9 protein-coding genes and 1 pseudogene are annotated in these 10,004 nt (G+C 73.3%); 2 read left to right on the top strand and 8 right to left on the bottom strand.

Annotation, left to right across the window (positions count from 1 at the left end; genetic code table 11):
* A pseudogene (locus DLJ59_RS36215) lies at positions 1–330 on the top strand (hypothetical protein); the annotation flags it as partial.
* 231 nt (positions 331–561) lie between these two features.
* Positions 562–903 (top strand): RNA polymerase-binding protein RbpA, encoded by a 342-nt coding sequence (locus tag DLJ59_RS02440; RefSeq protein ID WP_030327608.1) that lies wholly within the window; start codon positions 562–564, stop codon positions 901–903.
* An 82-nt stretch (positions 904–985) separates the two neighbouring features.
* Here the strand turns inward: DLJ59_RS02440 and DLJ59_RS02435 are convergent, their stop codons facing one another.
* The 8 genes from DLJ59_RS02435 to DLJ59_RS02400 all read right to left on the bottom strand — a co-directional run.
* The gene (locus DLJ59_RS02435) at positions 986–1,519 is read right to left on the bottom strand and encodes an FxsA family protein (RefSeq protein ID WP_124770885.1); all 534 of its coding nucleotides are present in this window, start codon (positions 1,517–1,519) and stop codon (positions 986–988) included.
* Positions 1,520–1,587: 68 nt separating this feature from the next.
* Positions 1,588–2,397 carry a polyprenol monophosphomannose synthase gene (locus tag DLJ59_RS02430; protein ID WP_124770884.1) on the bottom strand — a complete coding sequence of 270 codons (810 nt, stop codon included), beginning with the start codon at positions 2,395–2,397 and terminating at the stop codon, positions 1,588–1,590.
* 34 nt (positions 2,398–2,431) lie between these two features.
* Positions 2,432–4,126 (bottom strand): apolipoprotein N-acyltransferase, encoded by a 1,695-nt coding sequence (gene lnt / locus DLJ59_RS02425; protein WP_124770883.1) that lies wholly within the window; start codon positions 4,124–4,126, stop codon positions 2,432–2,434.
* A 479-nt stretch (positions 4,127–4,605) separates the two neighbouring features.
* A complete protein-coding gene (locus tag DLJ59_RS02420; RefSeq protein ID WP_124770887.1) occupies positions 4,606–5,937 on the bottom strand; it encodes a glutamate mutase L in 1,332 nt (443 codons plus the stop codon).
* Positions 5,938–5,984: 47 nt separating this feature from the next.
* Positions 5,985–6,392 carry a 3-aminobutyryl-CoA ammonia lyase gene (gene kal, locus DLJ59_RS02415; protein WP_124770882.1) on the bottom strand — a complete coding sequence of 136 codons (408 nt, stop codon included), beginning with the start codon at positions 6,390–6,392 and terminating at the stop codon, positions 5,985–5,987.
* Positions 6,389–7,138 carry a lysine 5,6-aminomutase subunit beta gene (kamE, locus tag DLJ59_RS02410; protein WP_124770886.1) on the bottom strand — a complete coding sequence of 250 codons (750 nt, stop codon included), beginning with the start codon at positions 7,136–7,138 and terminating at the stop codon, positions 6,389–6,391. Before kamE ends, kal begins: the two co-directional genes overlap by 4 nt.
* A gap of 62 nt (positions 7,139–7,200) precedes the next feature.
* Positions 7,201–8,760, bottom strand: coding sequence for a lysine 5,6-aminomutase subunit alpha (gene kamD / locus DLJ59_RS02405; protein ID WP_124770881.1), 1,560 nt, complete (start codon positions 8,758–8,760; stop codon positions 7,201–7,203).
* A partial coding sequence (locus tag DLJ59_RS02400; RefSeq protein ID WP_124770880.1) for an amidohydrolase occupies positions 8,757–10,004 on the bottom strand: 1,248 nt, incomplete at its 5' end. The genes kamD and DLJ59_RS02400, both read right to left, overlap by 4 nt.

Genomic DNA, 10,004 nt, shown 5'->3' with positions numbered 1-10,004 from the left:
CAGGTCGCCCGGGCCCGCGACCGCGCCGAGGTCGCCGCCCGACAGGCCGACGCGGCCCGGCAGGAGGCCGCGGATCTGGCCGCGCGGCTGCGCGCGGAACTGGCCGCACTGGCCGCGCACCGCGACACGCTCACCGCCGAGCTGACCGTGGCCCGGCAGGCCGCGGCGACCGCCGAGGGTCAGGTCACCGCCCTGACGGTACGACTCGACGCCGCCGAGACCGACCGGGACCTGGCCCAGCGGCGGGTGGCGCAGCTCGGCGACCAGGTCAGCGACCTGGCGTTGGCGCTGGCCCGCCTCGGCACCGCCACCGACGCCGACGGCAGCTGAGGATCGTGGCGCAACCTTCGGTAGGCTCGGGCGGTTAACCACCCCGGTGGCCGCGGACACACACCGTTGTCGGGACCCGCCCGGGGATCACCTCACCGGGTGCGTGTCCCGGCCGGTTACCCTTGGTCCCGGCCCACCCGTGGACGCCTCACGCCCTCGGGCGGGAATGGCTCGGCGGGGACGCACCGTTACACCCAGAAGACCAGCACCACGAACGAGGGGAAGTCGATCATGGGCGAGCGTATGCTGCGCGGAAGCCGCCTTGGCGCGGTGAGCTATGAATCCGACCGCAACACGGAGCTCGCGCCGCGTCAGACCCGCGAGTACCTCTGCGCCAAGGGCCACCAGTTCGAGGTGCCGTTCGCCGTCGACGCCGAGGTCCCGACGACCTGGGAATGCAAGTTCGACGGCAGCGTCGCCCGACTCGTCGACGGCAGCGAGCCGGAGCAGAAGAAGGCCAAGCCGCCGCGTACCCACTGGGACATGCTTCTGGAGCGGCGCTCGATCGCCGAGCTGGAGGACATCCTGGAGGAGCGCCTGCAGGAAGTTCGGACCCGCCGCGGCCGCGCCTGAGCCGCACGACGCACCACGACGACGCCCCCGGGGTTTTCCCCGGGGGCGTCGTCGTGTCTGACCAGCGGTGGCGTGTCTGCTGTCAGTGCCGGCCGGGCTCGACGATCTCGCCCTCGATGGCCCGACCGCCGTCGACCACCACCGGCTGTTGCGGCTGCGGCTGCTGCGGCTGCGGCTGCGGTTGCGGCGCACCCTGGCGCACCCGCACCGTACGCGGCCCGAACAGGTCACCGGCGACCATCGACGACACCCGCCGCTCGGTGGCACGGCGCACCCCGACACGGGCCAGTCGACGCACCGGCGGCACCAGCAGCAACACCCCGACCAGGCCGCTGACCAGGCCGGGCACCGCCAGCAACAACGCGCCGGCCAACCCCACCAGGCCATCGGTCACCTGCCCACCCGGGGGCTGCCCGGCAGCCGCGGCGGAACGGAACCCACGCCAGGCGCGCATCCCCTCGCGGCGCAACAGCACCAACCCCAGCAGGGACGCGGCGAACACCAGCAACACCGCCGCACCGAACCCCAGCGCCCGTCCCACGCCGACGAACACCGCAAGCTCCAGCACCACCGCCAGCAACAGGGCCAACGGTACGAACCTCAGTCCTCGGCGCATCTCACCTCATCGCCATTCCTGCGGACACCACGGACGTGGTCCGCTCATCCAGCATGACACGACCACGCTCACGGCCACCGGGCCTGACCGGTGGCGGTGCCGTGCAGGCCCCGGCGTACCGACTGGCGCCGGTCGCGCACACCCCAGGCGGTGATCCGCCACAGCGCCTCGGCCACGATCTTCGGGCTCATCTTGCTGTCGCCGTGTTCCCGCTCGGCGAAGGTGATCGGCACCTCCACGATCCGCACCCCGGCCCGGTGCGCCAGGCGCGACAGCTCCACCTGGAACGAGTAGCCCTGGGAGGTCACCGACGCCAGGTCGATGGCGTCCAACGCGCTGATCCGGTACACCCGGTAACCGCCGGTGGCGTCCGAGACGGGCATACCCAACGCCAGGCGCGCGTACAGGTTGCCGCAGCGCGACAGCAGCAGCCGCCGCAGCGGCCAGTTGAGCACTCGCGCGCCCCTGGTCCACCGTGAGCCGATCACCACGTCGGCGTCGCGGGCGGCGTCCAACAACGCCGGCAGGTCCTCCGGGGCGTGCGAGCCGTCGGCGTCCATCTCCACGACCGCCTGGTAGCCGCGCTCGCGCGCCCACCCGAACCCCGCCAGGTACGCCGCGCCGAGGCCTTCCTTGCCCCGGCGGTGCAGCACCTGCACGTGCGCGTCGCCGTCGGCGAGGGCGTCGGCGATCGCGCCGGTGCCGTCGGGGCTGTTGTCGTCGGCGATGAGGATCTGCACCGCCGGCACGGCGCGCCGGACCCGGCCCACGATCGCGGCGATGTTGTCGGCCTCGTTGTAGGTGGGGATCACCACCAGCACCCGGCCCACCCCGGGCACCTCGTCCGGGCGTCGGATCGTATCGGTCGCCTGGATCACGGTTCCTCCGCTCCCGCCGGCGTACCGGCTGTTGCTATCCGGGCATGACCCGCTGCCGACGGCGTAGCACCGCCGCGCCGACCAGGGCCGCCGCGGCCAGCGCGGCGAGCGCCACCTCAGGCCACCAACCGAGGCGGGTGGCGAGGGTGCGTCCGTCGTCGAGGCGCAACTGCCGCACCACGACCTCCCGGGTGTTGAACCCGGTGGCATCGCTTACCCGCCCGTCGGGTGCGACGAACCCGGACACGCCGACCGTGGAGGCCATCAACGCCGGCCGTCCGTGCTCCACCGCCCGCAACCGCACCATGGCCAACTGCTGGCGGGCCTCCGCCACGTCGAACGTCGCGTTGTTGGTCTGCACCACCAGCAGTTGCGCGCCGCCGGTGACGGTGTCACGGACCACCTCGTCGTAGGCGACCTCGAAGCAGATCACGTCACCGAGCACGGCGGGGCCGGCGCGTACCACGCCCGGGGTGCTTCCGGGCACGAAGTCGCTGCGGACCAGGTCGACCTGTTTGCTGACCATCCGGGCCACGTCGCGCAGCGGCACGTACTCGGCGAACGGCACCGGGTGGCGTTTCGTGTACAGCTGGTCGAGGTCCGCGCCGGTGCCGGGACGCCACAGGATGCCCGCGTTGCGGACCTGCCCGGTGCCGGGGCCCAGCAGCACCGCGCCGACCAGGATGGGCGCGCCGATGGCGTCGGCGGCCTGGGAGATGCGCGCACCGGCGGTCGGGTTGCGCAGCGGGTCGATGTCGCTGGAGTTCTCCGGCCACACCACCACGTCGGGTCGCGTCTGCTGCCCGGCGGTGACCCGCGCGGCCAGCTCGATGGTGGCGTCGACGTGGTTGTTGAGCACCGCCTGCCGTTGGGCGTTGAAGTCCAGGCCCAGCCGCGGCACGTTGCCCTGCACGATCGCCACGGTGACGGTGGCGCCGGACCCGGTGGTGGCGACCGGCACGAGCAGCGCACCGGCGGTCAGCGCGACAGCCACGACGGCCGGTACGACCACCGGCGCCCACCGCCACGTCGCCAGCCCGGTGGGCCCCCACGTGGCCGCTGGTGGGCCCAGCGGAGGGTCCGGGTGCGCTGTGGCGTCCTGAGGTGCCGGGCGTTGGGCGGTGAACCAGCCCCGCCAGGCGGCGGTGACCAGCAACCCGCCGATCAGGGCCACGGCGAAGGTGACCAGCGGGGCGCCACCCAGCGCGGCCAGCCGCAGCAGCGGTGAGCTGTCCTGGCTGAACGCCAACCGCCCCCACGGGAACCCACCGAACGGGGTGCGGTCGCGCAGCGCCTCCTGCCCCACCCAGAGCAGCCCGGTCAACGCCGGCCACGCCCACCGGCTGCGGTCGGCCAGCGGCGACACCCAGGCGGTGGCCGCGCCCAGCAGCGCCAGGTAGCCGGCCTGGAGCAGCGACAGCAGCAGCCACGGCAGGTAACCGGTGTGCAGGTTCGTCCAGGCCAGCAGCGGGGCGAAGAACGCCACCCCGGTCAGGAAGCCCAGCCCGGCGCCGGCGCGCAACCGGCGCCGGTGCGCGGCGGCGGCCAGCAACGCCACCCCGACGGGCGCGAGCGGCCACACCCCGTACGGGGGGAACGCCACCAGCAGGGCCAATCCGGCGGCTACGGCCAGGGGCGCGGCGACCCGCAGGGGCAGCGGCCCACCGGGCCCGACCGGCCGGGGCGGCACCGCCGGGGCGTGTGTCTCATCCCGGTCCAGGGTCGTCACCGCTTCACCTCGATCACGGGGCGAAGGTTACCTGGCCGGCGGGTGCACCGGCCGCGTCGGGCCTTCGGGCACGAACCGCCCGGTGGACATGAAATCGGGGCGCGGCTGACGCCGCGCCCCGATGCTCCCAGGCCCTTCCCGGCCGGTGTGGCGAGGATGGGGCACGACGACCTTCGGACCGACCGGACGTGGACTGGCTGCCCCCGCCGGGCCGTTGTCTACTGGCCGTGCACCTCACCCTGCCCGTACACCGGTAACCGCGGCCGGTTCGCGCCGCCCCGCCGACCCCCGCCCGCTGGACCTGGCCGCCGCGACGATGACGCTGAAACATGTCGCTCGGCCAGCGGACGAAGGGACGAAGCGAACAACAGCCGCTTCCCGTGGTAGGACTCAAAGACGGTACGTGCCGACCCCCGTCGGTTGTCAACCCGCACCCGGCCTGTCGTGTGTTGCGACACGGCGTGTCGGGTCGGCGAGTCTCAATGCGTACGCAGATGCTGACGCAGCAGCGCCCCCGCGGCCGCCCGGTGTTCCTCGGCGAGCAACCCTCCGGCGGCCAGCACGTAGTCCGCGTCGACCACCGTGGCGGCGGCGCGCGGCAGCGCCCACCCGCCGGCGTGATCGGCCAGGACCGCCGTCAGCACCTGCCCGGACACGTCCGCCGGCGCGTGCCGCAGCACCCCACCGGAGCCCACCAGCAGCCGCACGTCGCGCAGGTCCCGCCCGGCCCGCTCGCCGGTGGCCGTCCCCCGGGCGTGCCGGCGCAGCGCCACCGTCGCGGCGAGGGTGGCGATGCGCCCGTCCACGGCCCGCTCGACGTCGTCGACGGCCAGGAACGCCGGGTCGGCCGCCCGACGCGCCGCGGCCGCCGTCAGCTCGTCGGACTCGTCCCCGGCCAGCAGCCGCTCCTCGACGGCGGCGCGCACCACCCCCGGGGCGCTCCACCGCATCCCCAGATCGCCCTCCACGGTGCGGGCCCGCCACAGACTGCCCGCTACCTCCCGGCCCGGCCCGGTGGCCCGCTCGTCGGGCGTGAGCACCGAGTACACGTCGGTGGTCGCCCCACCCACGTCGACCACGGCGAGGTCACCGCCGAGGGTGTCGGCGAGCACCTCCACACCGGTGAGCACCGCGTCGGGGGTGGCCGCCCGCACCAGCCCCGCGAACCGGGTGCCCCGCGACAGCCGTTTACCACCGATGACGTGACGCAGGAACACCGCGCGGATCGCCGACCGCGCCGACGCCGGGGCGAGCACCCCGATGCGTGGCAGGACGTTCTCCGCCGCGGTGACCGGCACTCCGGCGTCGCGCAGCAACCCGGTCAACGCCGCACGCACGTCGGCGTTGCCCGCGTACACCACGGGTCTGCGCCACCGGGCCCGGGCCAGCCGGGTGGCGTTGTGGGTGACCGTGTCGGCGTCACCGCCGTCGGTGCCACCGACGAGCAGCACCACATCCGGTCGCGCCGCCCGCAACGCCGTCAGGTCGGCCGCGCCGAGCCGACCCGCCGCGACGTGCACCACGTGCGCGCCAGCGGACAACCCGACCCGCCGGCCCGCCTGCGCGGTGACCAGCGGCTCATAGCCGATCACGGCCAGCCGCAACCCGCCACCGGCCGACGAGCACACGTACCACGGCACGTCACGCACCCGCAGCCCGGCGGTGGCCGCCGCGACCGCGGCGTCCAGGCCGTGCAGCACGTCGGTGCCCACCGTGGTCGGCGCGGACGCCGCGCCGACGAGGACACCGGCGGCCAGGTCCACCACCGCCACCTTCGTGTACGTGGAGCCGACGTCGGCGCAGACCGCCAGGGTCGCAGGCTTTCCCGGTTCGCGACTGCGGGGCTCGCAACCCCGGCTCACTCCTCGCGGCTCACTCTGGCGGCGGGGACGACCACGGTGCCGCTCGCGGTGACCGCCACGATCGGCGGGTCGAGGACCTCCGCGGCGGACGCGGAACGGTCCGGGCGGCCCCGGCACACCACCGCGCAGCTCAACTCCAGGGTGCGGCTGCGGGTGCCCACCCGCGCCACCCGCGCGGTCACCTCCACCACGTCCCCGGCGTGGATGGGCGCGTGGAACCGCACGTCGGCGTACCCGGCGAACAGACCCTCGTCGCCGTCGGTGCGGATGCACACCTCGGTGGCGACATCGCCGAACAACCCGAGCGCGTACGCCCCGTCGACCAGGTTGCCGGCGTAGTGGGCGTGCGAGTACGGCACGTACCGTCGGTGCGTCACCGTCAACCCGAGCCGTGCGTCGGTCATGCCATCGCCTTCCGTTGCGTGATCAGGGCGTGCACGAGGTAGCTGGCCACCTCGCCGGGTGTGGTACCCCGACCGAAGATCCGGTCCACACCCAACTCGTCGGTCATCGTCTCGTCGAACCGGGGGCCACCGACGATCAGCAGCGGCCGCCGCCCCGCCGGCATCGCCTCCCGAAACGCCGCGGACATCTCCCGGGTGTTGTGCAGGTGCGCGTCGCGTTGGGTGACCACCTGCGACACGAGCACCGCGTCGGCCCGCTCCGCCCGGGCGGTCTCCACCAACTCCGGCACGCTGACCTGCGCGCCCATGTTGGTGACCTTCAACTCCCGGTAGTACTCCAGGCCCTTCTCCCCCGCGATGCCCTTCACGTTGAGGATCGCGTCGATGCCCACGGTGTGCGCGTCGGTGCCGATGCACGCCCCGACCACCGACAGTTTGCGCCGCAACCGCTGCTTGATCACCGTGTTGACGTCCTTCGCCGACAGCAACGCGAAGTCCCGTTCCACGACCTGCACGGCGCCCAGGTCGACCAGGTGGTTGACCCGCCCGTAGACGACGAAGAACGTGAACCCGTCGCCCATCGGTTTGGCGTGCACCACCATCGCCGGGTCGATGCCCATCTTGTTGGCCAACTGCACCGCCGCGCCCTCGGCCCGCTTGTCGTGGCTCACCGGCAGGGTGAACGACACCTGCACCATGCCGTCACCGGTGGTGTCCCCGTACGGCCGCACGATCTGCTTGCTCACGCCGCCGCTTGGCGGCGTGAGCGCGTCGCTGCTGTGCTGGCCGGTTCGCTCGCTGCGCTCGCTCACGCCACCGCCTCCAGGATGTCGGTGGCCGGGTTGCAGTAGTCGGCCTCGTGCGCGGCAACCCCGTCGAGGCCCTTGCCCCGGTCCGCGGGCCGCTTCATGATCCCGAAGGTGCCCTCGGCGATCGCTGTCAGCAACGTCTGTTCCCCGATGCGCTCCAGCAGGTCCAGCGCCTCACCGAGGACCTGGTTGGCGCGGCGGCGGATGAAACCGCCCGGCGCCGGCACGAAGTCCTCGTGCAGCCCACCGGCCGCGCCCAGCACGTACCGCACGTTCTGCAGGGCGATGTCCCGATCCGACAACCACGGCGTCACCACCGCCTCGGTCATCATCCCCACCAGCAGGATGCCCTGACCGGTCAGCGCGCCGGCCAGGTTGAAGAACCCGTCGAGCAGGTTGCCCCGGAACACGTCACCGGTCATGTGCTTCGTCGGCGGCATCCACTTCAACGGCGCGTCCGGGAACAGCTCCCGCGCCAGCAGGGCGTGCGCCAACTCCAACCGGAACGACTCCGGCACCTCCGGGTTGATCTCGAACGCGTGCCCCAACCCCAACTGCCAGTCCGCCAACCCCGCCTCGTGCGCGAAGAACTCGTTGAGCAGCTGCGACACCGTCACCGTGTGCGCCTCGTCGACCGCGTCGGCGGTGGTCAGGTAGTTGTCCTCACCGGTGTTGATGATGATCCCGGCGCGGGCGTGCACCTGCCGGGAGAACCGCTGGTCGACGAACGTGCGCACCGGGTTGATGTCGCGGAACAGGATCCCGTACATCGAGTCGTTGAGCATCATGTCGAGGCGTTCCAGCCCGGCCAGGGCCGCCATCTCCGGCATGCACAACCCGGACGCGTAGTTGGTCAACCGCACGTAGCGGCCCACCTCCCGCGACGACTCGTCCAACGCCGCGCGCATCAGCCGGAAGTTCTCCTGCGTCGCGTACGTGCCGGCGAATCCCTCCCGGGTCGCGCCCTCGGGCACGTAGTCCAGCAGCGACTGCCCGGTGGAGCGGATCACCGCGATCACGTCCGCGCCGGCGCGCGCCGCGGCCTGGGCCTGGGGAATGTCCTCGTAGATGTCACCGGTCGCCACGATCAGGTAGATCCACGGCCGCTGCTTCGGGTCACCGTGGCGCTTGATCAGGCGGTCCCGCTCGGCGCGCCGCCGGTCGATGCGTCGAATGCCAGCGCCAACCGCCTTACGCGCCGCCGACCGGGCCGCCGTCGCCGCCCGGCCGGTCGGCTGGGTGAACCGCACCGACCCGGCGGCGGCCTTCTGCGCCAGCAGCGTCACGTCGGTGCTGCCCTCGCGGACCAGGGCGTCGAACACCGGCACCGCCACCCCGTGACCCAACCCCACGTCCGCGGCGACCGCGTCGACGAGCCGGTTGACCCACGGAATGCCGTCCGGGTCGGCGCCGGTCACCCCCGCCAACCGCAGCACCGCCCGCTCCACCGACACCGTGGTGTGGCTGCGGGCCAGGTCCACCACCGGCTGCCCGGCCCGACGCGCCAACTCCCGCGCCCGCGCCACCAGCACCGGATCAAGATCAAGTTTCCCGGTCACGACGACCCTTCCTCAAAGATGACCTCACCGCGCAGCACCAGACGCCGACACACCGGCAACGGCGTCGGATCCTCCGGACCCCACTGCTCCGGATCCTCCGCCAGCAACACCGGCAGACCCCGCTGCGTCCCCGCCGGCGTCGACCACACCGCGAACGTCGCCGGCGCCCCCAACGCGAGGACTCCCTCGACGTCCAGGTGCACCGCCCGCCACCCACCCCGGGTGTGCGCGGCGAACGCCGAGCGCACACTCATCCGCTGCGCCGGGTTGTGGTGCGCCGCCGCCGCCCGCACCGACCCCCACGGGTCCAGCGGCGTCACCGGCGAATCCGACCCGAACGCCAACGCCACCCCCACCGAGTGCATCGCACCCATCGGGTTCGACTCCAACGACCGGTCCAACCCCAACCGCGCCTCGTACATCCGCCCCGCGCCACCCCACAACCGGTCGAACGCCGGCTGCATGCTCGCCACCACCCCGTACTCCACGAACCGCGCGATCAACCGCTTGTTCATGACCTCCGCGTGCTCGATGCGGTGCCGGGCCGCCCGCAACCGCTCCACCCCCACCGTCCGCGCCGCCGCCGCGAACCCGTCGAGGACAGTGCCGATCGCCGCGTCACCAATGGCGTGGAACCCGCCCTGCATGCCATGCGCCGCGCAGTCCAACAGGTGATCGCGCACCTGCTCGGCCGACAGATACCCGTGCCCGCAGCCGTCACCGTCGCCGTACGGCTGCGACACGTGCGCCGTCCGCGACCCCAACGCCCCGTCGGCGAACAGGTCCCCACCGGCACCCACCGCGCCCAACTCCCGGGCCCGCGCCGCGCCACCCAGCTCACCCCAGTACCCGTACACCTCCGGCAACCCCGCGCCGGAGATGCCCAACAGACCCGTGAAGTCCTCCTCGTCGGAGATCTCCGGGCCACCGCACTCGTGCACCGCCGCGATCCCCAACGACGCCGCGCGCACCAGCGCCACCCGCTGCGCCTCGACCCGCTGCGCCCGGCTCACCGACCCCTGAGCCGCCGCCCGCACCACATGGTGCGCGTCGCGCCGCAACCAGCCCGACGCGTCGTACCCGGCCGCCTGCGCCGCCTGCGGGCACGCCGCCAGCAACGCCGACGACACCAACGCCGAATGGATCGACGCCTGCGACAGATACACCCGGCGACCACCGGCCGCCCGGTCCAACGCCGCCGCGTCCGGCAACGTCGGATCCGACCAACCCGACTCGTCCCACCC

It is taken from the genome of Micromonospora inaquosa (assembly GCF_003857055.1).
Lineage (GTDB): Bacteria > Actinomycetota > Actinomycetes > Mycobacteriales > Micromonosporaceae > Micromonospora > Micromonospora inaquosa.
The sequence above is the reverse complement of the archived record's forward strand: the minus strand, read 5'-3'. Positions and strand labels throughout refer to the sequence as shown.